At 64.4% G+C, this 23,094-nt stretch carries 21 protein-coding genes, 1 tRNA gene and 1 pseudogene; 9 read left to right on the top strand and 14 right to left on the bottom strand.

Annotated features, from left to right (window positions below; translation table 11 throughout):
- From KH616_RS07145 to KH616_RS07160, 4 genes are all read left to right on the top strand, one after another.
- The coding region (locus tag KH616_RS07145) for a TolC family protein (protein WP_292238937.1) at nt 1–1,508 on the top strand (1,508 nt) is incomplete at its 5' end.
- 163 nt (nt 1,509–1,671) lie between these two features.
- The gene (locus tag KH616_RS07150) at nt 1,672–2,256 is read left to right on the top strand and encodes a malonic semialdehyde reductase (RefSeq protein WP_292238940.1); all 585 of its coding nucleotides are present in this window, start codon (nt 1,672–1,674) and stop codon (nt 2,254–2,256) included.
- A gap of 51 nt (nt 2,257–2,307) precedes the next feature.
- Nucleotides 2,308–3,471 carry a metallophosphoesterase gene (locus tag KH616_RS07155; protein WP_292238943.1) on the top strand — a complete coding sequence of 388 codons (1,164 nt, stop codon included), beginning with the start codon at nt 2,308–2,310 and terminating at the stop codon, nt 3,469–3,471.
- A gap of 388 nt (nt 3,472–3,859) precedes the next feature.
- Nucleotides 3,860–4,567: an MgtC/SapB family protein gene (locus tag KH616_RS07160; RefSeq protein ID WP_292238946.1), complete on the top strand. Its 708-nt coding sequence runs from the start codon at nt 3,860–3,862 to the stop codon at nt 4,565–4,567.
- A 154-nt stretch (nt 4,568–4,721) separates the two neighbouring features.
- Here the strand turns inward: KH616_RS07160 and KH616_RS07165 are convergent, their stop codons facing one another.
- Nucleotides 4,722–5,441 (bottom strand): autoinducer binding domain-containing protein, encoded by a 720-nt coding sequence (locus KH616_RS07165; RefSeq protein WP_292238948.1) that lies wholly within the window; start codon nt 5,439–5,441, stop codon nt 4,722–4,724.
- 586 nt (nt 5,442–6,027) lie between these two features.
- On the opposite strand from KH616_RS07165, the gene KH616_RS07170 reads away from it, so the two are divergent.
- Both KH616_RS07170 and KH616_RS07175 read left to right on the top strand, forming a co-directional pair.
- Complete coding sequence (locus KH616_RS07170) at nt 6,028–6,267, top strand: hypothetical protein (protein ID WP_292238951.1); 240 nt, start codon at nt 6,028–6,030, stop codon at nt 6,265–6,267.
- 49 nt (nt 6,268–6,316) lie between these two features.
- Nucleotides 6,317–7,114 carry a hypothetical protein gene (locus tag KH616_RS07175; RefSeq protein WP_292238952.1) on the top strand — a complete coding sequence of 266 codons (798 nt, stop codon included), beginning with the start codon at nt 6,317–6,319 and terminating at the stop codon, nt 7,112–7,114.
- Between the two features lie 827 nt (nt 7,115–7,941).
- Here KH616_RS07175 and KH616_RS07180 read toward each other — a convergent pair.
- From KH616_RS07180 to ribA, 7 genes are all read right to left on the bottom strand, one after another.
- A complete protein-coding gene (locus KH616_RS07180) occupies nt 7,942–8,187 on the bottom strand; it encodes a hypothetical protein (RefSeq protein ID WP_292238954.1) in 246 nt (81 codons plus the stop codon).
- A 19-nt stretch (nt 8,188–8,206) separates the two neighbouring features.
- The gene (locus KH616_RS07185; protein WP_292238957.1) at nt 8,207–8,449 is read right to left on the bottom strand and encodes a hypothetical protein; all 243 of its coding nucleotides are present in this window, start codon (nt 8,447–8,449) and stop codon (nt 8,207–8,209) included.
- Nucleotides 8,450–8,452: 3 nt separating this feature from the next.
- Nucleotides 8,453–8,662 (bottom strand): hypothetical protein, encoded by a 210-nt coding sequence (locus KH616_RS07190; protein ID WP_292238960.1) that lies wholly within the window; start codon nt 8,660–8,662, stop codon nt 8,453–8,455.
- A gap of 155 nt (nt 8,663–8,817) precedes the next feature.
- Nucleotides 8,818–8,894, bottom strand: a tRNA-Met gene (locus tag KH616_RS07195).
- Nucleotides 8,895–9,185: 291 nt separating this feature from the next.
- Complete coding sequence (locus KH616_RS07200) at nt 9,186–10,847, bottom strand: ABC transporter substrate-binding protein (protein WP_292238962.1); 1,662 nt, start codon at nt 10,845–10,847, stop codon at nt 9,186–9,188.
- 558 nt (nt 10,848–11,405) lie between these two features.
- Nucleotides 11,406–12,851, bottom strand: a complete 1,446-nt coding sequence (locus KH616_RS07205) for a DEAD/DEAH box helicase (protein WP_292238990.1) — start codon at nt 12,849–12,851, stop codon at nt 11,406–11,408.
- Between the two features lie 564 nt (nt 12,852–13,415).
- On the bottom strand, nt 13,416–14,066 hold the full coding sequence (ribA, locus tag KH616_RS07210; RefSeq protein WP_292238965.1) for a GTP cyclohydrolase II: 651 nt from the start codon (nt 14,064–14,066) through the stop codon (nt 13,416–13,418).
- Nucleotides 14,067–14,249: 183 nt separating this feature from the next.
- Between ribA and KH616_RS07215 the strand changes: the two genes are divergently transcribed.
- The gene (locus tag KH616_RS07215; RefSeq protein WP_292238968.1) at nt 14,250–14,711 is read left to right on the top strand and encodes a CBS domain-containing protein; all 462 of its coding nucleotides are present in this window, start codon (nt 14,250–14,252) and stop codon (nt 14,709–14,711) included.
- A 153-nt stretch (nt 14,712–14,864) separates the two neighbouring features.
- On the opposite strand, the gene KH616_RS07220 is transcribed toward KH616_RS07215, so the two are convergent.
- Complete coding sequence (locus KH616_RS07220) at nt 14,865–15,194, bottom strand: DUF4148 domain-containing protein (protein ID WP_292238971.1); 330 nt, start codon at nt 15,192–15,194, stop codon at nt 14,865–14,867.
- A 507-nt stretch (nt 15,195–15,701) separates the two neighbouring features.
- On the opposite strand from KH616_RS07220, the gene KH616_RS07225 reads away from it, so the two are divergent.
- A complete protein-coding gene (locus tag KH616_RS07225) occupies nt 15,702–16,100 on the top strand; it encodes a GreA/GreB family elongation factor (protein ID WP_292238973.1) in 399 nt (132 codons plus the stop codon).
- Nucleotides 16,101–16,317: 217 nt separating this feature from the next.
- On the opposite strand, the gene KH616_RS07230 is transcribed toward KH616_RS07225, so the two are convergent.
- On the bottom strand, nt 16,318–17,391 hold the full coding sequence (locus tag KH616_RS07230; RefSeq protein WP_292238975.1) for a porin: 1,074 nt from the start codon (nt 17,389–17,391) through the stop codon (nt 16,318–16,320).
- 616 nt (nt 17,392–18,007) lie between these two features.
- On the opposite strand from KH616_RS07230, the pseudogene KH616_RS07235 reads away from it, so the two are divergent.
- Nucleotides 18,008–18,385, top strand: a pseudogene (locus KH616_RS07235) (hypothetical protein).
- A 394-nt stretch (nt 18,386–18,779) separates the two neighbouring features.
- Here KH616_RS07235 and KH616_RS07240 read toward each other — a convergent pair.
- The 4 genes from KH616_RS07240 to fba form a co-directional block, all read right to left on the bottom strand.
- On the bottom strand, nt 18,780–19,880 hold the full coding sequence (locus KH616_RS07240) for a nitronate monooxygenase (protein WP_292238978.1): 1,101 nt from the start codon (nt 19,878–19,880) through the stop codon (nt 18,780–18,782).
- A gap of 578 nt (nt 19,881–20,458) precedes the next feature.
- Nucleotides 20,459–21,223: an HAD family hydrolase gene (locus tag KH616_RS07245; RefSeq protein WP_292238981.1), complete on the bottom strand. Its 765-nt coding sequence runs from the start codon at nt 21,221–21,223 to the stop codon at nt 20,459–20,461.
- Nucleotides 21,224–21,251: 28 nt separating this feature from the next.
- Nucleotides 21,252–21,962: a ribulose-phosphate 3-epimerase gene (gene rpe / locus KH616_RS07250; protein ID WP_292238984.1), complete on the bottom strand. Its 711-nt coding sequence runs from the start codon at nt 21,960–21,962 to the stop codon at nt 21,252–21,254.
- A 4-nt stretch (nt 21,963–21,966) separates the two neighbouring features.
- Nucleotides 21,967–23,013, bottom strand: a complete 1,047-nt coding sequence (gene fba, locus KH616_RS07255; protein WP_292238987.1) for a class II fructose-bisphosphate aldolase — start codon at nt 23,011–23,013, stop codon at nt 21,967–21,969.
- Nucleotides 23,014–23,094 lie beyond the last annotated feature (81 nt).

Below are 23,094 nucleotides of genomic sequence, written 5' to 3' on the forward strand. Positions count from 1 at the left end.
CCGCTATCGCCGCCATGGTCGGCCTGTCCGGCTGCGCCACCTCGTCGCTCGATCTCGCGCCGGCGGCGTCCGATCGTCCGTGGCAGCCGCAGGCGACATCGGCGGGCGAGATCCTGACCGCGCCGCCGACGACGCCGGCCGACGCCGCGCGACACGATTACACGCTGCCCGCCAACGACGCGCTCGCATCGGTGCCGCCCGCGCCAGCGCTCGATCCGGCGCATGCCTACACGTTGCCCGAGCTGATCGATCTCGCCGAATCGACCAACCCGCTGACCCGCATCGCCTGGAATGACGCGCGCAATGCGGCGCTGGCGGTCGGCATCGCGAAGAGCGCCTACCTGCCGCAATTGTCCGCGACGGCGATGGGCGGCTATGCGGCCGGCCACGGCACGACGTCCACGCTGCTCGGCACCGCGTCGAGCGATACGTCCGCGAGCGGGACGATCTCGGCGCTGGCGCTTCAGTGGCTGCTGTTCGATTTCGGCGGCCGCGCGGCGCACGTCGAAGCCGCCCGGCAGGCATCGATCGCGTCGAACGTGGCGTTCACCGCGGTTCATCAGCAGGTGATCCACGATGTGACCGTCGCGTACTACCGCTACGAAGCGGCGCGATCGCGCGCGCAAAGCGCGCGGCAGGGCCTCGCCAACGCCGATGCGATTGCCGCGGCAGCGCGCGCACGGCTCAGGCAAGGCATCGGCACCGTGGTCGAGGCCGCGCAGGCGACGCAAAACCGCGCGCAGGCCAACCTCGCACTCGTGGAGGCGCAGGGCGCCGAAAGCGACGGCTACCTGGGCCTCGTATCGGCGCTCGGGATTTCGCCGTTGTCGAAGCCGACGATCGCGGCCCTGCCGAGGCGGCCGTTATCGCCCGCGCTGCGTACCCCGGTCGAACAGATCGTGTCGGACGCAATCGCGCGCCGTCCCGACCTGTTGAGCGCCTATGCGGCCGAAAAGGCGAACCAGGCGAAGATCAAGGCGGCCGAAGCGGCTTTCCTGCCGAAAGTCTTCGTGTCCGCGTCGACCTCGTACAGCACGGGGCGCCTGGGCGTCACCGCACTGCCGTCGATCGGCCAGCAGGCGCCGACCGTCAACCTGAACGGCAGCCGCTATGGCGGCAATGTGTTTGTCGGCATTTCGATCCCGCTTTACGACGGCGGCCTGCGCTCGGCCGTGCTGATGCAGGCGCGCAATGATGCGGAAAGCGCGGCGGCACGGCTGACGCGCACCCAGGAAGAAGCCGTCCGGCAGATCGTGGCCGCGCAGAACGCGCTGCAGACGAGCCTGGCCTCGCACGAAGCGGCACAGGCGCTGCGCGACGCCGCGCAAACCAGCTACGACGCCGCGCTGACCGCATACCGCAACGGCGTCGGCTCGGTGACCGACGCGACGCTCGCGCAAAGCCAGCTGCTCGCGGCAAAGAACGCGGATGCCGACAGTTACAGCGCGGCACTGTCGGCGGCGGCCGCGCTTGCACTCGCGACGGGGACGATCGGCGCGGCGCAGTGACGCGGCGCGGCGGCCGCTCCGCATCGCCGGCAAGTGAATTCGCGCGCGTCGGGCTATCATCGCGGAATGTCGCACCGCGCCACGGTCGTCCCGGCCGTGGCGCCGCCTCTCTTTCGTTGTCAGCCGTCCGGCGCGACCCGGCGGCGATTTTCCGGATCCCAACATGACGCTTTCCGATTCCGCCCTCGACCAGTTGTTCCGCACCGCGCGCACGCACAACGCGTGGCAGGACAAGCCCGTCGACGACGCCCTGCTCCATCGCCTGATCGATCTGACGAAATTCGGCCCGACCTCGGCGAATTCGAGCCCGGCGCGCTTCGTCTTCGTCAAGTCGGATGAAGCGAAGGCCCGGCTCAAGCCGGCACTGTCCGAAGGCAACGTCGAAAAGACGATGGCCGCGCCCGTCACGGTGATCGTCGGCATGGACATGGCGTTCTACGAGCACCTGCCGCGGCTGTTCCCGCACGCGGACGCGCGCAGCTGGTTCGCCGGCAACGATGCGCTGATCCAGACCACCGCGTTCCGCAATTCGACGCTGCAGGGCGCGTACCTGATCATGGCCGCGCGCGCTCTCGGCCTCGATGCCGGCCCGATGTCCGGCTTCGACAACGCGGCAGTCGATGCCGCGTTCTTCGCCGGCACGACGGTCAAGAGCAATTTCCTCGTGAACCTCGGATACGGCGACCCTGCCGGACTGTTCCCGCGCAGCCCGCGTTTCGACTTCGACGACGTCGCCCGCATCGCCTGACCGGTGCGCCCCGCGCGGCGCGCGATGCGCCGCGCACCTACCCGCTGACCAATGCGACGCCTCTCCGCCTTCCAGATCTGGATGATTGTCATCGGCGTACTGCTGCATGCGTACGTCGGATTCCGGCTGATCCCCGACCTGACGTCGGCGGCCGTCGGCCGCGCCGCCGCGCTCTGGCTCGTCGCTTCGTGCTTCGCGATCCCGCTCGGGATGCGGTCGCGGCGCTTCGCGTCGCATCGGCTCGGCGACCGCGTCGCGTGGGTCGGCCTGCTGGCGATGGGATTTTTCTCGTCGCTGCTCGTGCTGACGCTCGCGCGCGACCTGCTGCTCGCGTCGCTCCTGACGATCGACGCGCTCGCGCCCCACGCGCTGTCGCTCGCGCGCTGGCGCAGCGCAAGCGCGGATGCCGTGCCGCTGCTGGCACTCGCCGTCAGCGCGATAGGCTTCCTGAATGCACGCCGGCCCACGCGTATCGTGCGCGTCGACCTGCCGATCGCGGATCTCCCCGCCGCGCTCGACGGCTTCGCGATCGTGCAGATCAGCGACATTCACGTCGGCCCGACGATCAAACGGGACTACGTCGCGTCGATCGTCGAAGCCGTCAACCGGCTGCAGGCGGATCTCGTCGCGGTCACCGGCGACATCGTCGACGGCAGCGTCGCACGGCTCGCGGACCATGCCGCCCCGCTCGGCGCGCTGCGGGCGCGGCATGGCGCATATGTCGTCACCGGCAATCACGAGTACTACTCCGGCGCGCAGCAATGGATCGACGAGTTCCGCCGGCTCGGGCTGACCGTGCTGCTGAACGAGCACCGCACGATCGAGCACGGCGACGGCCGCCTCGTGATCGCGGGCGTCACCGACTACACGGCGGCCCGATTCGATCCCGCGCATCGCAGCGATCCCCACGCCGCGCTCGCCGGCGCACCGCCCGACGTATCGATCCGCGTGCTGCTCGCGCACCAGCCGCGCAGCGCGCCCGCTGCGGCCGACGCGGGGTTCACGCTGCAGTTGTCCGGGCACACGCACGGCGGCCAGTTCTTCCCCTGGAATTTCTTCGTGCGGCTGCAGCAGCCGTTTACGGCCGGGCTCGCACGCTGGAACGGACTGTGGGTCTACACGAGCCGCGGCACCGGATACTGGGGCCCGCCGAAACGCGTCGGCGCACCGCCCGAGATCACGCGCGTGCGCCTCGTTCGCGCCGACGCGCAGTGATCGCCGTCTGCGCAACGGCCCGTGCGCGCGTCTGCGAATCTCGCGCCGAACCGCCGTTTTCGCGGATCGGGCAAAGCCGCCCCGCGACGGACGCGGGTTGACGCAGCCGCGTCCCGCCCTCTAGAATCCCGCCCGTTCAATCCTTCAGGAATCCACGTGGACAGTTGCAGCTCGATGCGTGCACTGCTCGCTGCCTGAACGCCTGCCCGCCGCAGCCTTTCCTGCCCCGGTTCGCGTTCCAGCGAGTCCGGCACGCCGCTCCGTTTCATACAGCATGACCGGTTCGCGCGGTACAGTACCGCGCGACGCCGTCGCGCCGCCCGCCTGCGTGACCGCAGCGACGCGGCGCATGTTCCGCATGCGCCTTCTGCACGGCAGGAAAATAACAATGACTTTCGATTTCGCACTTCGTCTTTTCACCGCGTTCGCCTGCGGCGTCGCGATCGGCCTCGAACGCCAGATGCGCCAGCGCACGGCGGGGCTGCGCACGATCACGCTGGTCGCGAGCGGCGCGTGCCTGTTCGTCACGCTCGGCGTGCTGACCGGCAACGGCAATCCCGGCATCACGCAGATCGCCGCCTACGTCGTATCCGGCGTCGGCTTCCTCGGCGGCGGCGTCATCATGCGCGACAAGGGCTCGATCCAGGGCATCAACACCGCGGCGACACTCTGGTGCGCCGCCGCGGTCGGCGTGTTGTCCGGTGCGGGACATTTCATCCCGGCGCTCGCCGGCACCGTCGTCGTGCTGCTCACCAATACGCTGCTGCGCGGCGTCAGTCATGCGATCAACGCGACGTCGGTGTCGAACGCCGATCTCGTCCGCGAATACCAGATCACCGTGATCTGCCTCGCGGCCGATGAAGTGCATATCCGCACGCTGCTGTCGAATTCGATGTATGCGAAACCGTTGTCGTTCCAGAGCCTGACAAGCGAAGACGTCCCCGACCAGCCGGATCGCCTGAAGGTGACCGCGACGCTGAAGCTGCATCCGAAGGATCAGCAAAAACTCGAGCAGATCGCGAGCCGGATGAGCATGGAGAAAAGCATCTCCAGCGTCAGCTGGACCGCGAAGGAAGCGGAACCGATGATGGAGTAGCCGGCGTGCGGTGGTGCGCCGGCGGTTGGCGGTTGGCGGTTGGCGGTTGGCAGCCAACTGCGGGCGCCCGCACGGACAACGCGTCACACCGTCCCGCGTCGCCGGTCGTCACAGGCTTCGACCGGATTCCATGCCGGACTTGCCGCCTCGCCGCTCAGGGCGTGTCGATGAGCCCCGCCGAGATCGCCTTCACGACCGCCTGCACCTTGTTGGTCGCGCCAAGCTTCTCGAGAATGTTGTTGACGTGAAAGTTCACGGTGCGCTCCGAGATGCTGAGAATCTGTCCGGTCTCGCACGCCGTCTTGCCTTCGGCGGTCCAGCACAGCACCTCGCGTTCGCGCGCGGTCAGCGCCACGTTCGTTTCCGGCGCGAGCTTCGGCACCATGAAGCGGCTCATCAGCGAATGCGACAGGTTCGCGAGCCAGTTGACCTGCAACGTCAGCATGCTGATCTCGGCGGGCGTCAGGCGATCGGCCTGACGCGCGAGGCTCAGCAGGCCGAACACGCCGCGCGCCGCCCAGCTCGACTGCGCGACGCCGACCGCCAGCCCGTGATCGCGTGCGTCCGCCCATAGCGACGACGGCTCGTTCTTGCCGACATCCGGCCAGACGATCATGTTGGTGCTGAGCGCACCGTCGCGAACCGTCGAATCGATCCCGATGTAGTTCTGCTGCTGATAATGCGCCATCCATCCGTCCGGATAGGTGTCGAAAATCGCGACGGTCGGCTTCGAGACCGGCAGCGGCACGCGGATCCCGTAGCAGCAATATTCGAAGCCCAGGTGTTTCGCATAGGCGGCGATCCGCTGGAAGAGCTGTTGCTCGTCTTCCGCGGCACTGAATTGGTGGGAGGCGTCTTGCCAACGCGATTCCATGTGTTCTCCGACAACGTCACGCTGTCATACCTGTCAGGTCTCATCCCGGGGCCGAGCTGCTACATTGCGCGCACGGCCTTCTCCTTATTGCGCCACACTCGCAGCCCATCCCCGGACGGCTGCGCACATGCCTGCTGGCAAGCAAACCGGTTGCGCCGACGCTCGACCCCGTCGCGAGCGGCATCGATGCGTCGCTGCCAGCCGGAGCCGCGCGGCAGCGCGATCGATACCCGCGTGCCGCCCATGCGAGCAGCGGCGCCCATCATGCCGGGCCAATACGCCAGTGGCAACAGGGTCGGCCTGCAATTCGTCTGGTATTTGAGCGACGCAGGCGGCCCTCACAAGCACAAGCGCGCGGATTTTCCATCCCGCCGATCAAGAAACCGTGATCCAGTCGAAATCGCCGCTACCTCGCCTGTCACCCTGTAAGAACTACCAGTTATCCCTGCCCGAGACGCGCGCTGTAATGCACGCATACCCAGCATGGCTGCTCCGAGGACACCCTGCGAGCCGTTGTTCACAACGATGGGCGATTACCAGACGACCTTGCCGCGAACCGGAGAACGCGAACCGCACGATACGGCCGATGCGCTCGACGAAGTCGAGTGCACCGCGCAGTTCGGCTGCGCGACACCTGATCGGCATCACGTTCGCGAGCATGGGACGCCTGCTCCACCGGCTTGGCGTGCGTGCCCGTCAAGCCGATCCGCCGAGGCGGGTGAACGGCGTTCTGGCGGGCGCTCGCTGGATCGACATCGATCCGCACAAGTCTGCCGCGCTTGGTATCGTTCCGGGATCGCATACCCGGCAAGCCATCGCCGTCTGAACGCACGCATTCCGTCCGGGCGGCGCCATGAATTGGAAGGAGATTCAACGTGGATCACTCACCGGTCTTTCGCGCCATGATGCCCGGGTTGACCAGCGCCGACGGCACGCGCATTGCCGTCGCCTATCCGTCGTTTCCCGCGCCGCTGCCGCTCGTGCGGCTCGATCGCCGCGGGCTCGTCTTTCGCGCCGCGGGGCGTGTGCCGCCCGTCAGCGGCCTGCCACGGGCTGCCACGCTGCTGGCCGGAGGGGCGCCGCTGTGCTCGCTGCGTCTCGTGATTCGCGACGTGGCCGCCACCGGCGACGACCTGCACGACCTGACGATGCAGCCGTCATGCGCCGCGGGCGACACACTGCTGTGGCACACGCTGCGCGACCGCCAGCTTTACCACACCATTCAGACCCAGGCCGCCCCGGTCGCGGATGCAGCCGTCCCGGACGATCGAGACACCGGCCATGACGCGATGCGGACGGCGATCGGGCAAGACTGCACGATGCGCCTGTCACGCAGTGCGACCTTCCGGCTGTCCTCGCGCAGCGATGCGCTGTTCTTCGCGGACTGGCTCGAATACCACTTCGACGAACTGCGTGCGCTTGCCCAGCATCACACCCCGCAGCTGCACCTCAATCAGCTCGAGCGCCAGCTGGCCGACGATGAAGTCGGCATACGCTTCCTCTACGACATCGACGGACACACGACACGACATGTACTGAACGACTGCGCGCGCGAGGCATGCACATGGATCGAAACGGAAATGCGCGACAAGTTCGCACTGTCGATCGCGCACGGCCGAATCGGCGAGTATCGACTGCACAGTGCGGATAATCGGGATCAACAAAGCGTGTGAGCGTCGACCGGCAGATTTCATACCGAATCGACACCAGCCGGCCTGGAAACCGCCGCCGAGTGAGACTGCAACCGAGTCAGGCCCGATCGCGAGCGGGTGTTGAACGCATTCGGGACTAGGCGGCTCCGCAGCCCACGCGTTGCAAACCTGCAACAGCCCCTTGCCCGATTAAGGGTTTTCCCTTAAATTTGCACCCGTCTCCTCCATGTCTCCAAGCATGGTTTGGCCCGCTCCAGCAGCGGGCTTTTTTATGCCCGCTTCCGGGCGAGACGAGGCGCCATGGAGAACCCGACGCCAATTCGCCCGCGCATCCGTCGCGCACGCCGTCCGCGCGTTGCCCGCACACCCGTCCTCAAGATGAAGAAATGAGCCCCCGGGGAGGCCGGCCGCGGCGGCCGCAAACGCAAACGCGGCTACAAGAAGAACCCGGCCCGCCGTCAGCGTTTCTCCATCGTCAGCAGGGCCGCCAATCCATCCAGCGCAACGACACGCCTGACCAACCGGCCATCCGGGCATAAGCGAAAAAAAATCCCCTTGGGTGAGGAACCCAAGGGGATATGAACAGACCGCTGAGAGTCGCGGTGTATGGATGAGATCCCTTTAGCAGAGGTCGTAGCCAAAGGCTCATTCAGACGTCGATAAGTTTATCGAAGCAACGGATGCGATTCGGTGTACAGATTTGCCGGATTCATGCAAATACAGATAGACAACCGGGACGCTCCGCACGATTGCCGCGCCAACACTGCGAACAACAGCGGCAGCCTGCTGCGCACCTGAGCCGCACGCCCCGCCGATTTGACGGGCTGGCCGGACATTCATTCGTACGATTAAAGACCGACATCGTCCCTGGACGCGCGATACCTGGCAAAAGCTTTCGCGGCCGCCATGGCCTCGTGATGAGTCGCGAATTTCTCGGCGATCGTGTGCGCTACGCCATCGATGCGCGCCCTCGTCGCCGCATCGTCGCCTTTGCGCTCGAAACGCACCAGCGCACGCCATACGCCCGGAATTTCCTCATATGCCTCGCAGAAGCACATATAGCCGTTCTCGTCGACAACCACATGCTCCGACATGTCAGCCTCCAGCCCGAACTCATGCAAGTGCGCCGTCAATCCGCCGGCGAGCCTCGTCACGACGGTACTCGATCGCCCGTTCCGGCGTGATGGCCACGCCGGCCGGCAGCATCCGAATCGGCCGCTCGCGGAACAGCACCTCGCCGTCCCGCCGGCGGACAATCGACATGCCCACCAGGACTTTCGCGCCCGATGCATCGGGCTCGCGCGCGGACGCCTCGATCTCGACCTCGTAACCGCGATAGGTGAATCGCTCGAGCATCGGTCAACCGTATCGGCTCAGCCACTCTTCCGAAAACTTCCGCGCATACTCGACGGCTTCGGCCTCTGTATCGAATTCGCCGAGCTGGCGGAATGCAGCCTCGCGGCTGAATCCCACCTTCGTTACCTCGACCTGAGCGGCAAATCTGCCGCCCTCGGTAGCACGCGGGGCGCAGTTCATCTCGTAGCCCCGCATCACGAAAACAGTCTTCATTGCGTCAATTCTTTCTGAGACAGAGGGATCGTAGCATGTCCGACGCGGGCCGCATCACGCATCGAATTGCCGGGAACCGGGCGGGCGATCGCACGCCCGTCATCGCGCCACAGCAACAAAAAGCCCGCTTGCTTTCGCAGAGCGGGCTTCGATATTGGTTGCGGGGATAGGATTTGAACCTATGACCTTCGGGTTATGAGCCCGACGAGCTGCCAGACTGCTCCACCCCGCGGGCCAGATTATAGGCGAACAGGCATCGCCGATGCAAGAAAAAACCGCCGCTTCGCGCGCAAGACGGAACGCGCGCAAGGAAACCCAGTTTTTCTCAGGTCGAAAGCAGGCCGGGAGATTTGGCGAGATCGATTGCGTCCGCCTCTGGCCGGCCGATCGGCGGCTGCCGGTCATTGAGGGCGGGCCAGTCAAAACGGTTTTCCGGCATCACGAACGCCTCGACGGCTGGGCCGCCGGCTCGCAGACCGCCCTCTCCATGACGGCATATCGGAAAGGGCGACGCGGGCGCCGGTCAGTTCAGGCTCACGCCATCGAACCGGTGACTGCCGAGCGGCGAAAACACCAGCCCCTTGACACGCTTCGACGCCGGCAACGAAACGATCGAATGCGCGACGGGCGTATAAGGCACCTGTTGCTTGAAGATCACCTGCGCCTGCTCGTAAAGGCGCGTTCGCTCCTTCGCGTCCGATGTCGCGCGTGCCCGCTCGATCAGCCCGTTGAACGCCGGGTCGCACCATTTCGACACGTTGCTGCCGTGCACGGCATCGCAACCGAGCAACGTGCCGAGCCAGTTGTCCGGATCGCCGTTGTCGCCCGACCAGCCATACAGAATGGCGTCGTGCTCTCCACCCTGCTTCGCGCGCCGGTTGTACTCGCCCCACTCGTAGCTGACGATCTTCGCGCGCACGCCGATCTTCGCCCAGTCCTGCTGGATCAGTTGCGCCATCAGTTGCGCATTCGGATTGTAGGGACGCTGCACCGGCATCGCCCAAAGCGACAACTCGAAGCCATTCGGAAAGCCAGCCTGCGCGAGCAGCGCCTTGGCCTTCGCCGGATCGTAGCGCGCGTCTTTCAGCGCCTTGTCGTATGACCACTGCGCAGGCGGCATCGGATTGGTCGCAACGGCCGCATTGCCGGAAAACACGGCCTGAATGATCGCGGGCTTGTCGATGGCCATGTCGAGCGCGCGGCGCACCGCGAGCTGGTTTAACGGCGCATGTTGCGTGTTGTACGCGACGAAACCCACGTTGAAGCCGACGCCGGAGACAACCGTCAGCGACGGATTGCGTTTGACGACCTCCAGATCGGCGGGACGCGGGAACGTCGACACCTGGCACTCGCCGCTCGCCAGCTTCTGCGTGCGTGTGGCGGGATCCGGCGTGATCGCAAACACGAGATGCGCGACCCGGATGTCCTCGGGGCGCCAGTAATCGGGATTGGCGTCATAGCGGATCAGCGCATCCTTCTGATACGAGCGGAACGTGAACGGCCCCGTGCCGACGGGCAGCTGGTTGATATCGGCTTCGCGGTGCGCCCCGGCGAGCTTCGCCGCATATTCGGCAGAAAGAATCGATGCGAAGCTCATCGCCAGATTGCGCACGAAGATCACGTCGGGCGCTTTCAGACGGAAGCGCACGGTGTAGTCGTCCACCTTGTCGATGCCGTCGATGTTCTTGTCGAAACCCAGATCGCCGAAATATGGAAAGCTGACCGGATAGGCTTTACGGAACGGATCGTCCGTGTGCAGCATGCGGTTGAAGGTGAAGAGCACGTCGTCTGCATCGAAGTCGCGCGTCGGCTTGAACCATGAGGTCGTCTGGAACTTCACGCCCTTGCGCAGATGGAACGTGTAGACGCGCTGATCCGCCGAGATGTCCCAACTCGTCGCAAGCGCAGGTTCGAGATCGAGCGTGCCGCGCCTGAACTGCACGAGTTCGTTGTAGACCGTATTGGTACTGGCGTCGAAATCGGTGCTCGTCGTGTGCTGCCCCGGATCGAATCCAGCGGGGCTGCCTTCGGAACAGAAAACGAGCGTCCCCGATGGCGCGGCCTGAGTCGCAGTGGACCATGCGGCAACAGCAGCAAGCTGCGCCACCGCGACGCCAAGGGAAAGGGAAAATCGGCCAAGAGCGCGCCGCACATGTGCGCGCCCGGCAAACGTTCGAGAATTCATCAGGATGGGAGCATTCCGGATTGGTTGGCGAAAGCATGAAAACGGCCCACGCCCATGCGAATGAGCTGCGAGTCCGCTGTCGATTGTCTCCGCGCCTATCGAAGGCTTGCCACCAATTAATCCACATATGGTTATCAGCGATACAGCCTCTATTCGCCGCCATGTGTGGGCAACCCCGCGTCAATGGCAATGACTCATGTCCGCCCGTTATCGGACACGCTGGGGTTTAAGCTGACCGGTTGCGGTTGGTGGCCGATCCTGGCCGATCGACGTTCCGACGCCCCGTGATCGATACCGACCGCCCCCAAGCGGTAGTTCGCGATGAGTCGATCAAATGACGGCTTTCGTGTGAGAAGCGGGCGCATACGCCTGAGACGACCTCGGTCGGGCGCACGCTACGCACGATTTCAACGTCCGCTCGATTCAGAGGTTGTCACGGAGACTGGATTCCGCCCGCCGTCACCCGTCGACTGATACACGCCGAAGCCGCGCCGCCGCCTGCCAGCGGGCCGCAAACCTCCCGCCTGCTCCAGGGCTGACGTTACTCATCCCCGCGGATCAGGGATGGCGTTTGCCGCGGCCACCAGCGGGTTTGGCGGCCGGCTTGCGTGAACCCGCAGCTGGCTTGCCGGCGGGTTTGCCGCGCGGCTTTTGCACGCTGAATGGACTACCGCTGGACACGCTTGTGCCTTTGCCCGTGGCCACAGCGCGCTGCGCCGCGGGCTTGCGTTTGTTTTCTCCGCTTTGCGTGCGCGGTCTTTGGCTGGGCACCTGGACGGCGCCCGGCGCAGCTTGCGGCACTTTGGGCTTTTTAGGCTTTTTGGGCTTCTTGATGATCTGGCCCGTCGCACTGGTTTGCGGCACGCGGTGCTCTGCCTCGAAGCCCGGCTCTTCTTCACGGGGCAGCGTTTGCCGGATCAGCGCTTCAATTGCGGCCAGTTGCGGCGCTTCATCGGCACACACGAGGGACACCGCCACGCCGCTGGCGCCCGCACGGCCGGTACGGCCAATACGGTGCACATAGTCTTGCGCCACGATCGGCAGATCAACGTTGATCACCAGCGGCAGATCGTCGATATCCAGCCCGCGCGCAGCGACATCGGTGGCGACCAGCATGTGGACTTCACCCGCCTTGAAGCGCTCCAGCGCACGCAGGCGCGCGGGTTGCGGTTTGTCGCCGTGGATCGTGTCGACCGCATAGCCCGCTTCATCCAGCATGGCCGCCAGGTAATCCACGCCGTTGCGGGTTTTGACGAACACCAGCGCGTGCTTCCAGTTGTTCTCAGCCACGAGATGCATGAAGAGGTCAGGCTTGTTCCTTTTATCCACCGGCACCACCCACTGCTTGATCTTGCCGGCCGTGGCATTGGGCGGGCTGACGCTGATATTGACCGGGCCGTGCAGAATGCTCGCCGCCATCGCGCGGATATCATCGGTAAACGTGGCAGAGAACAGCAAGGTCTGGCGCCGCGCGGGCAAGGCAGAAAAGACGGCGTTGAGTTCGCGCGCAAAGCCCAGATCCAGCATGAGGTCGGCTTCATCCAGTACCAGCGTGTGTACTTGATCAAACTGCACCGCGTTCTGGCGATTGAGATCCAGCAAACGGCCCGGCGTGGCGACGAGCACATCCACGCCTTTGCGCAACTTCATCATCTGCGGGTTGATACTCACGCCGCCGTAGGCAGCCAGAAATCGCAAGTCGAGGCCTTTGCCGTAAGCGATAAAGCTTTGCAGCACTTGTTCAGCCAGTTCACGCGTGGGCACCAGCACCAGAACGCGCGCGCGGTTGCTGGACACCGCCGGGCCATGTTGCACCAGCCGTTGCAACAACGGCAGCGCAAAAGCGGCCGTTTTGCCAGTGCCGGTCTGCGCCATAGCCATGACGTCCTTGCCACCGAGCACTGCAGGAATCGCCTTGGCCTGCACCGGCGTGGGCGTCCGGTAATTGAGGTCCTGCACATTGCGCAGCAGCGGATCAATCAGGCCAAGTGAGGCAAAAGACATGGATGTATTCCGGACTAAAACCGCAATTTTAGCGGTTGCTGCGCTGATTGCACCGCGCAGATCAATGGTCGACAAGATCGACGTCGTGCGCCGCTGACAAACGTAGCGGTGCCAGTGCCGCGCCGGCAAGCTGCACGATGAGACGCCGATGAGCAGCACTGCCGGGAGCACCCGCCCCAATTGGCCTTGAACGTGCCGAGCATGTCTTGCTGCTCGACCGTTCCCCGCCGAGTACACCATGCGTAAGTGGGTGGGCCCGGCGGTTTTCGGTTGATGCAGTTGCCGGCATTGATCCGGCGGCAGTTGCCCTAGGACACGGCCTGTCATGTGCTCGCCGCCCGGCGGTTCGGCCGCGACACGTGCACCGAAGCGCATTCTTCCCGCGGCGTAGGTTTTCTGCGCAACATCCCCAAAACCTACGCCGGAGCAACGAGTTCAGGCGCGCGCAGACAAGTGTCGACGCGCTACCCAGGCGAGACACGCCACACCATTACGCTTGCAAAGCCGACACTTAAGACGATTTCGAATCAGGCTCGACGAGCCCGGGCAGACCCGAATTTTCCGTTATTCGTTCTCTTCGAAGTAATGCCCGAACTTCGTCTGCTTGGTACGGATGTAGCGTTCGTTTTCCTCGCGCACCGGCACAGCCAGCGCCACGCGCTCGCAAATCGGGATGCCGTGCTTCACGAGGGTATCGAATTTTTTCGGATTGTTGCTCATCAGCCGTACCGACGTCACACCGAGGATGCGCAGGATCGCGGCCGCCGAATCGTATTCGCGGGCATCGTCGGGCAAACCGAGATCGAGATTCGCCTCGACGGTGTCACGTCCCTGCTCCTGCAGCGCATAGGCGCGGATCTTGTTGCTCAGGCCGATACCGCGCCCCTCATGACCGCGCAGGTACAGCAGCACGCCGCGGCCCTCGGCGGCGATATAGCGCAAGGCGAGATCGAGCTGCTCGCCGCAGTCGCAACGATACGAGCCGAATACATCGCCGGTCAGGCATTCGGAATGCAACCGGGTCAGCACGGACTGCTCGCCGGCCACGTCGCCCATCACCAGCGCGAGATGTTCGGCATCGCTGCCCGCCACACGGAAAGCATACGATGTGAATGTACCGTAACGCGTCGGGAGCGAAGCGGTGGCCACGAGCGTCACACACTCGCCGGTCTGACCATCGCCCGCCTGGGGCGACTCGGAACGTGAAGACATCATGAATTCAATCGAACGATCAGTAATTAAGGAATGTTCTGGATAGCAAGTGCCGGAAGTTTACCGCTAATCTGCATACAGTCGCAGTCGCGCGCTTGTCGCGGTTCGCCCGCTTATACTGGTTCCAGTCGGGCGACGCGCTTCACGCCCAGCCTTCCCTGCATCGCCAGCACACGGAGAAAGCGTATGAGCACCACTGTCGCGCAGATTCTCAGGGCCAAGCCGGATTCGGGCCGCACCGTCTATACCGTCACGAAGTCCGACCTTGTCTACGACGCCATCAAGCTGATGGCCGAGAAAGGCATCGGCGCACTGCTGGTCATGGAAGGCGATGAAATCGCCGGCATCGTCACCGAGCGCGATTACGCGCGGAAGGTCGTGCTGCTGGATCGCTCGTCGAAGGCCACGCGCGTCGAGGAGATCATGACCAGCAAAGTGCGCTACGTCGAGCCGTCGCAAGCCAGCGAGGAATGCATGGCGCTGATGACTCAATACCGGGTGCGCCACCTGCCCGTGCTCGACGATGGCCGGTTGATCGGCCTCGTCTCGATCGGCGACCTCGTCAAGAGCGTGATCGCCGATCAGCAGTTCACGATCAGCCAGCTCGAACACTACATCCAGGGCACGCCCGCCGTCACGTCAGCCTGACCGGTCCGCATCCGGCAAAAGGCGCCCAGACGCGTCCTGCGTCCGGGCCAAAGCCACCGCGGGACGCGGCGACGGAGGTCTTGCCTCTGGTTGACGAGCGGCGTGCACGCCTCGCGCATGCCGCTCGCCAATGTGCCTGCAGGCCAGCGCGACTCAGTTGCCGAAATAGACCGAATTAACCGGCGTTGCCGCTTCCTTCATACGACGGCCGCCCGATTGCGCCGCGCCGACGGCCGCGGTGCCGTAGCCGCTCGTGTCGGCACGGGACAGCACTTGCTGAGCCGGCTGCGCACGCTGCTCGGCCGCGAGAATGTTGCCCGGATACTCAGGATCGCTGGCCTGCGGCTTGTAGCCATTCTGCTCAAGCAGACGAAGCTCGGCCTTGACCTGGTCACGCGTAATCGGCTGATCCGACTGGGCGATCGATGCAATCGGGGTAGCCAGAATAGAAGCGGCTAGCGCTGCGTAGATGATCGACTTCATGATGACCTACCTCCGAAATATGTTGTGTTTTGAGGTCGCTTCGGGCAGGGTTGTCTGAAGCGATAGCATTGAGTCTAGTCGCCCCCAGATCTAGGGTAAACCCTTTGTTCCAGCATACAGCGTTGCACAACTGGCAACGATCGATGTCATGACTGGCGGCGATGTCGTTTGAATGGCATCAATCTGGCAACAATTGCTTACGCCGGTGATCGCTGCGTCACATGCAAGATGTTGTAGAATCGTAAGATTCGATTTCCACTGACGATTCATCTCAATCATGCGCGCGCCTTCTTTTTCCGCTGCTTTGCCGTCCTGTCCGACCGGCACGCACGCGCGCACCAACCAACTGGCCCACCGCCCCGCTCGACGCACGGCACCCGCGCCGCTCGCCCCTGCCCGGCGCTTGATCTGACGGTTCAGCCTCCTCCCGGAGCCGCGTCAGTCAGGCTCCGGGCGATCTACGTAGGCAAGCCCTGCCTGTTACTGCCGATCATTTGGAGAACTGCCATGAAACAACGCCTTTATCAGCTGACCGAGCTTGACGTCGCACGCCTCGAAAAGCACGCCGAACACAATCCGCGCTTCCACGAGATGCTCGACACATTGCTGGAGCGCGCCGACATCGTCCAGTCGGATGCGATCAAGTCGAACGTCGTCACGATGCATTCGCAGATCACGCTGCTCGACGAACTCACGCACGAGCACACGACCTGGACGATTGTTTACCCGGATGAAGCCAATCTCGAGCGCGGCTGCCTGAACGTTTTTTCTCCGGTCGGCATCGCGTTGCTGGGCATGCAGCGCGGTCAGCTGGTGAACATCGTGCAGCCGAGCGGCGAGAAAAAGCAGATGAAGATCGCGGAAATCGTGTTCCAGCCGGAAGCCAACGGCGAATATACGCGCTGACACGGCGCCGGGATCGTTTCCCGCCATACCGGACAAAAAAAGCGAGGCACAGTGCTGGCCTCGCTTTTTTTGCGCCTGCATCCGCTTGATCCCTTGCGCCATTTGGCGCCCCTGCCATCGCTCGAAAAAGTGTCGGCCTATTTCAGGATGGATCCGCGGAATAAAAAAAGGCGCCCGAAGGCGCCTTTTTCAGAGCTGGTCAAACCAGCAGTCACGCTTAGAAGCGGTGACGCAGGCCAACCGTTGCTGCGGTTTGGTTCATCGACGTGCTCGGCGCCGTGCTCATGTCGCCGTTGTAGATCGATGCGTTCGCGCCGCTAGCACGCTGGTACACAGCTTCTGCGTACACGTCGGTGCGCTTCGACAGCGCGTAGTCAGCCTGCAGGCCAACTTGGTTCCAGTGAGCGCTCGTGTTGCTCAGACGTGCGTTCGTGTACGTGTAAGCAACGCCCAGACCCAGAGCCGGCGTCAGGTTGTACTTGCCGTTGACTTCGTAGTTGTCGAAACGCTGCGAGCCGCCAGCAACCGTGTTGTCCAGACGAGCTTGCGTCCATGCTGCACCGACTTGTGCCGGGCCGAATGCGTACGCAGCAGCTGCACCGTACGTACGGACACGACCTTGAGCATTCAGCGTGTCGACTGCGCCGCCGCTAGCTTGGTTCGGGTTGTTCAGCTGCGAGTATGCGCCCGCGAGCTTCAGGCCTTGGTACTGGTACGACACGCCGCCGCTGTATGCACGGTTGTTGCCGAAGTTCGTGTTGTTCGAGAACGAGTACGTGCCGCCGAATTGCAGGCCAGCGTAGTTCGCGCTCGTGAACTTGACGGTGTTGTTAGCAGCGTAGCCACCGTTCGTGCTCAGGTTGTCGACGTTGCCGACGTGTGCGAAGTACGTACCACCCCAGCTGCCCGTTGCGGTCAGCGGAGCCAGGTAGTCAATGACGGAGTCATACTGACGGCCCAGGGTAACCGTGCCGTAGTTGCTCGACAGGCCAACGAAAGCCTGGCGGTTGAACATGCCGTTGTTGTTCGCGAACTTGCCGTTACCGAGGTTGAAGCCGCTTTCCAACGTGAAGATTGCCTTCAGGCCGCCACCCAGGTCTTCCGAACCACGCAGGCCGAAGCGGCTTTGGTCGATGCCGCCGCTGTGCATTTGCCACAGCGACTTGCCGCTGACGTTGCTTTGGTAAGCGATGCCTGCGTCCAGCACGCCGTACAGCGTGACGCTGCTTTGTGCGTGAGCGACGGTTGCGAACGATGCTGCAGCTGCTGCAACGATCAGAGTCTTGTTCATTCGTGGAGCTCCCTTCTATAAAAAGAGGCAGGTCTTGCGACCTTGTTTCATTAAACGGTCTGCAACGGCCCGGAAACGCCAGCGATCCCGCTCGTTGGCAGTGCCCGGGTAGATGCCCGCTTAGGAACCGTGAGTTTAGGGGTGTACCCTAGGGAAGCCATTCACAAATAAAGAAATAAGCTTTTCCGATATCCGCAATAATAAAAACAGGATCACATCGCAAGTGCTTGTTTTCACTATTATTTTCACACTCTTGACGCCGTTTTTTTGGTCAACCCCACCTCACTATTCTTCTATGCGTGCGTCTTGACGGTTGTATAGAAACAACAAGCAAAACGGCGAAAACCAGCGGAAACCGGCAATTTTTACCATTTTACACCGCAAATTGTAGGTCTGGTACGAATGAAACACCGCCGCCGCAACGCAAACGTAGGAGGATTGCGTCACGAAAGCTGCTGCTCCGAGACGTCGCATCCACTGCCACCACCAACCATGTCCTCGCCGGCCATCGGGCTCGCGACGTGATATGCGGTAACAGCCTTAACCGGTCGTGTAATGCGACAGGCACACCGGTGCGCTAACGTAAGTCCACCTCAACCGCAGATCGGAGCCCGTGATGAATCGACGCTCGCTATTACGTGCCATCGGATTGACCGCAGCCTTCGTCGGCACCGGTGCAGGCTGGCTGCGCTCCGCCGCGGCCCAGCCAGCCGCACCGGTCTACCGGCCATCCGGGCCGCATCGCGTACCGGGCGGGCCGCCCTACGACGATCGTCCGGGCGTCGCGCCGCCGCCGATGCGGCATGACCGCCGCCCGCCGCCGCCTCGGCCGCGGGGATATATATAAGTCGACGGCACGTGGCAATGGCAGCGCGGCCAATATGTATGGATTCCAGGTCGCTGGATCGCGCGGCGGCCGGGGCATCGCTGGATTCCCGGTTACTGGCGTCGCCACGGCACGGCGTGGATCTACGTCGACGGATATTGGCGCTGACCGAGTCCGAGTTCGGCAGGGCGGACGACGGGCAAGCATCGCCAGGCAGCGCTTCCCCATCACCGTGGTCAGCCAGCGAGGAACGGGCACGCCGGTTTATGCCGCCACATATATATATCTGCACGCCCGCGCCGCCCCCGTTCGATACATTACCGATGCACGACTCGCCCGTTGCGGGCCAGTCCCTTGTGACGGTTGAGCGCGTCCTCGCGTGGCGTCATGCGCGCCGCGCCTGCAAGCGGCGCCGCCACGCCGGAATTCGCAGGTGCCGACGCACGGATCAACAGCGAACCGCTCACCATGCAGCGGTGACGCGTCCAGGCGATGCGGCCCCGGCTGGCAAGCACGCGCCAACGCCAAACCCGCACCGTGCCGGGCTGGCGTTGCCCGCACATCAGTCCCGGAATGCCTGCAGCTGCCCGATGCTCGTCCGCATTTCGCGCTCGAGCCGGTCCACCAGTTCGCCGGCCGGCAACGACCTCGCCAGCGCGGCCGCCTGTCCACACCATTGCGCGCCATAGCCGAATTCACCCTCGGCTTTCGCGGCAGCATGGAGCGCCTTGCCCGCGTCGTAAGCGATCGGATAATCGGGCGTCTTCGGGGCATGCGGATCGTTGCCGAGTTCGGTCAGCTTGTTCACCATCCCGCGTGCCATTCGTCCGGAAATGGATGTCGTCCATGTCGTGCGGCGCGCGGCGTCACCGAGAATCGCGCGGCGATAACCGTCGTCGATCGACGTTTCCGGGCAGGGAACGAAGGCGGTGCCGAGTTGCGCGGCCTGCGCGCCGAGGGCGAGCGCCGCAACGATGCCCGCGCCATCCATGATGCCGCCGGCGGCGATCACGGGCAGCCGGCACGCGCCGACCAGCAGGCGCGTCAGCGCGAACGTGCCAAGACGGTCGTCGGCGCCATCCGGATCGAACAGGCCACGGTGCCCGCCCGCCTCGATGCCCTGCGCGACAATCGCGTCGACACCAGCCGCCTCGATTTTCGCCGCCTCGTCGAGGTTCGTTGCGCTGGCAAGCAACGTGATGCCGGCGCGCTTCAGCGCAGCGATGACATCGGCGGAGGGCAATCCGAAATGGAAACTGACGACCGCGGGTGCTTCCTCGACAAGCATCTGCTGCATCGCACGATCCACGACAAAGCTCGTATAGATCTCCGACAGCGACTCCGGCGGCTCCGCGCCGTATTTCCGGAACTCGGGCGCGAGCCAGTCCAGCCATGCGCGCTCGAGCCCGGCATCCGCATTGGCCGGCCGATGGCAGAACACATTGACGTTGAACGGTTTGCCGGTCAGCGCGCGCGTTTCCCGGATCATCTTGCGCGCGCCCTCGGCATGCGTCGCGCCGACGCCCAGCGAGCCGAGCCCGCCGGCATTCGAGACGGCGGCGGCGAGTGCCGGCGTACTGACACCCGCCATCGGCGCCTGAATGATCGGCTGCTGAATACCGAGCCGGCGCAACAGCGCCCGGCCATCCGGTTGATGCGGCATGTGGGTTCTCTCCGAACGGAATCGGTCGTCGGCATCGGTTTCGTTCGCGGGCACGCGAACGATAACGCCCTGTCAGTTCCGGCATCGGAAAATCGCGGCCTTACGGCCGGGCGTCACGTCGGACGCCAGACAAGAAGGCGGGATACGCGGCCGTTCGAGCCACGCGGCGCCATCGGGATCCGCATGCACGCGACGGGGCCGGTCCGAAGCCGCCGAAACTGCGCACATGCTACGCCAGGTATCGCAGATTTGCGCCGTGGATCGCGGGCGCCCGCAGCATGCCTTGCCGTTCTCCGACATCGCATGCCGCCGATGTATCGCGCGGAATCTGGCCCGCCGTGACGCGATCCGACGCGTCACCCGGTCATGCCGGCAGATCCGGGAAGCGCCCGGCGGATGCCATACAGGCGCATCGAAGGCATTCGCGGATGCCTTCGGTCGCATGACGTGTCTCGGAATACATCTCTTTGAGTGCCACGTCATGCACATGCGAAATGCGGGCGGGATGCGCTTACCTTCAACGCAGTTCCTGGCAAGGCTGCCGCGCCCCGGCGTACGGCAGCCAGCCAGCCGCGAAGCTACACGTGCGACGGCGTACCGCGAACATGTGCGCGCCGCAACGCATCGAGATCGACCCAGCCGCCCTCCACGCCGACAATCCCCGGTGGCAGCGGCTGGTCGGGATCGCCCAGGTTCGGCAGCACCATCAGTGCGTCGTCAAAGCGCTGCGATACCGTATACGCGGTAGTCGTAATCACGGTGGGAATACCCGCGGCGCGCGCCGCGCGCAAGCCGTTTTCCGAATCCTCGAGCGCGAGGCATTCGGCTGCCGGCAAGCCGAGCTGCCGCAAAGCCGCTTCGTACACGTCGGGCGCCGGCTTCTTCACCTGCGCCGTCGACGCATCGCACACCGCGACGAACCGCTTGCGCCAATCGGCGCCCAGCGGCCCGCTCAGCAGCGCGTCGATATTCGCCGGCGTGGTGGTGGTCGCAATTGCCAGCCGTATCCCGGCATCGTCGGCTTCGTCGATCAGGCGGTGAATGCCCGGGCGCAGCGGCACGTCGCCGGCCCGCACCCGATCGGCGTAGTAGCGGGTCTTGATCGCGTGGATCGCGTCGATCGTCGCCTTGGCCTCGCTGCCGAGCACCTCCTCCGGCTCGGCGCAGTGCCAGTAATGCCAGATGCGCTCCTTGCCGCCCGCCACACTGAGCAGGCGCGCATACAGCGCTTCGTCCCAATGCCAGTCGAGGCCGGTTTCGGCGAATGCGGCGTTGAACGCCTCGCGATGGGCTGCCTCGGTGTCCGCCATGGTCCCGTCGACATCGAAAATAAGCGCTTGCATGCGTCTGTCCTCCTCGCCGGTTCCCGACTCACCCATTCACGGTGCCGCTTTCACGCGCGCGCTCGGCGCGGCTGCGCAGCCCGTCGATCACATCCCGGTAGTCCGGCGCGCCGAACACCGCAGACCCCGCCACCAGCGTATCCGCGCCGGCTTCCGCCACCCTGGCCACATTGTCGAGCTTGATGCCGCCATCGACCTCCAGTCGCGGCCGCTGGCCGGTGCGCGCCGCAACCTCGTCGATACGCTGCGCCGTCGCACGGATCTTCTTCAGTACCGGCTCGATGAATTTCTGTCCGCCAAAGCCGGGGTTGACCGACATCAGCAGCACGAAATCCAGGTCGTCCAGCAATTCGTCGAGCCATGTGAGCGGCGTGGCGGGATTGAGTGCGAGGCCCGCCCGGCATCCGCGATTCTTGATCTGGTGCAGCGTCCGGTGCACGTGATCGCTCGCCTCGGGATGGAAGCTGATCGAATTCGCGCCGGCCTGCGCAAACGAATCGACGAGCGCATCGACCGGGCGCACCATCAGGTGCACGTCGATCGGCAGCGACGTATGCGGCCGCAGCGCCTCGCACACCATCGGCCCGACCGTCAGGTTCGGCACATAGTGGTTGTCCATCACGTCGAAGTGCAGCCAGTCGGCGCCGGCCGCCTCGATCGCCCGGACCTCCTCGCCCAGCCGCGCGAAGTCGGCGGACAGCAGGCTCGGGGCAATCAGCACGGAATTGAGCGCAGTCATCGCGTCAGCTCCTCTTCTGATAGCGCAACGCCATCTGTTCAAGCGGGATCGGCTTGATGAGCGGCGCCTGGCCCGCGCAGCCGAACGCTTCGAAACGTGCGACGCAAATGCCGCGCGCTGCCTTCCTGGCGGCCGCGAATGCCTTGCGCGGATCGAATTCCGACGGCTGCTCGGCAAACAGCTGCCGCATCGCCCCCGTCATCGCCAGACGGATGTCGGTGTCGATGTTGACCTTGCGCACGCCGCTGCGGATCCCGCGCTGGATTTCCTCCACCGGCACGCCGTACGTTTCCTTGATATCGCCGCCGTACTCGCGGATGATTTCCAGCCACTCCTGCGGCACCGACGACGAGCCGTGCATCACGAGGTGCGTGTCGGGAATGCGTTCGTGGATCATGGCGATCCGCTCGATCGCGAGAATGTCGCCGCTCGGCTTGCGGGTGAACTTGTACGCGCCGTGCGAGGTGCCGATCGCGATCGCCAAGGCATCGACGCCGGTCCGGGCGACGAAGTCCCGCGCCTGTTCCGGATCCGTGAGCAGCATGTCGTGCGACAGCTTGCCCTGTGCGCCGACGCCGTCCTCCTCGCCCGCCTCGCCGGTCTCCAGCGAGCCGAGGCAGCCGAGCTCGCCCTCGACGGAAACGCCGACCGCATGCGACATCTCGCATACGGTGCGCGTGACGCGCACGTTGTACTCGTAGCTCGACGGGGTTTTCATGTCCTCTTCGAGCGAGCCGTCCATCATCACGCTCGAAAAGCCGGAACGGATCGCCATCTGACACACCGCCGGGCTCCCGCCGTGATCCTGATGCAGGACGAGCGGGATGTCGGGATGCGCTTCGATCGCGGCGAGCACCATGTGGCGCAGATATGTTTCGCCCGCGTATTTGCGCGCGCCGGCGGAAGCCTGCAGGATCACGGGACTTTGCGTTTCCTCGGCCGCTTCCATGATCGCCTGGATCTGCTCGAGGTTGTTGACGTTGAATGCCGGGACGCCGTAGCCGTGTTCGGCGGCATGGTCAAGCAGTTGGCGCAGCGAGATGAGTGCCATGAATGTCTCCTGATATAGACCGAATACGTGCGAGCCTGCCGATCCCGCGATCGAGGGATCGGCGAAAATTCAACCTGCGCG

This window comes from Burkholderia sp. (assembly GCF_018375725.1).
GTDB lineage: Bacteria > Pseudomonadota > Gammaproteobacteria > Burkholderiales > Burkholderiaceae > Burkholderia.

Bases quoted from the DNA above. Each gene is read 5' to 3' on its own strand.
- KH616_RS07160 (WP_292238946.1), top strand. From the start codon at position 3,860: ATGACTTTCGATTTCGCACTTCGTCTTTTCACCGCGTTCGCCTGCGGC.
- KH616_RS07245 (WP_292238981.1), bottom strand. From the start codon at position 21,223: ATGCAAGCGCTTATTTTCGATGTCGACGGGACCATGGCGGACACCGAG.
- KH616_RS07230 (WP_292238975.1), bottom strand. From the start codon at position 17,391: ATGAACAAGACTCTGATCGTTGCAGCAGCTGCAGCATCGTTCGCAACC.
- fba (WP_292238987.1), bottom strand. From the start codon at position 23,013: ATGGCACTCATCTCGCTGCGCCAACTGCTTGACCATGCCGCCGAACAC.
- KH616_RS07150 (WP_292238940.1), top strand. From the start codon at position 1,672: ATGACGCTTTCCGATTCCGCCCTCGACCAGTTGTTCCGCACCGCGCGC.
- KH616_RS07155 (WP_292238943.1), top strand. From the start codon at position 2,308: ATGCGACGCCTCTCCGCCTTCCAGATCTGGATGATTGTCATCGGCGTA.
- KH616_RS07170 (WP_292238951.1), top strand. From the start codon at position 6,028: ATGCGCTCGACGAAGTCGAGTGCACCGCGCAGTTCGGCTGCGCGACAC.
- KH616_RS07240 (WP_292238978.1), bottom strand. From the start codon at position 19,880: ATGCCGCATCAACCGGATGGCCGGGCGCTGTTGCGCCGGCTCGGTATT.
- KH616_RS07180 (WP_292238954.1), bottom strand. From the start codon at position 8,187: ATGTCGGAGCATGTGGTTGTCGACGAGAACGGCTATATGTGCTTCTGC.
- KH616_RS07200 (WP_292238962.1), bottom strand. From the start codon at position 10,847: ATGAATTCTCGAACGTTTGCCGGGCGCGCACATGTGCGGCGCGCTCTT.
- rpe (WP_292238984.1), bottom strand. From the start codon at position 21,962: ATGACTGCGCTCAATTCCGTGCTGATTGCCCCGAGCCTGCTGTCCGCC.
- KH616_RS07215 (WP_292238968.1), top strand. From the start codon at position 14,250: ATGAGCACCACTGTCGCGCAGATTCTCAGGGCCAAGCCGGATTCGGGC.
- KH616_RS07165 (WP_292238948.1), bottom strand. From the start codon at position 5,441: ATGGAATCGCGTTGGCAAGACGCCTCCCACCAATTCAGTGCCGCGGAA.
- KH616_RS07225 (WP_292238973.1), top strand. From the start codon at position 15,702: ATGAAACAACGCCTTTATCAGCTGACCGAGCTTGACGTCGCACGCCTC.
- ribA (WP_292238965.1), bottom strand. From the start codon at position 14,066: ATGATGTCTTCACGTTCCGAGTCGCCCCAGGCGGGCGATGGTCAGACC.
- KH616_RS07185 (WP_292238957.1), bottom strand. From the start codon at position 8,449: ATGCTCGAGCGATTCACCTATCGCGGTTACGAGGTCGAGATCGAGGCG.
- KH616_RS07220 (WP_292238971.1), bottom strand. From the start codon at position 15,194: ATGAAGTCGATCATCTACGCAGCGCTAGCCGCTTCTATTCTGGCTACC.
- KH616_RS07205 (WP_292238990.1), bottom strand. From the start codon at position 12,851: ATGTCTTTTGCCTCACTTGGCCTGATTGATCCGCTGCTGCGCAATGTG.
- KH616_RS07190 (WP_292238960.1), bottom strand. From the start codon at position 8,662: ATGAAGACTGTTTTCGTGATGCGGGGCTACGAGATGAACTGCGCCCCG.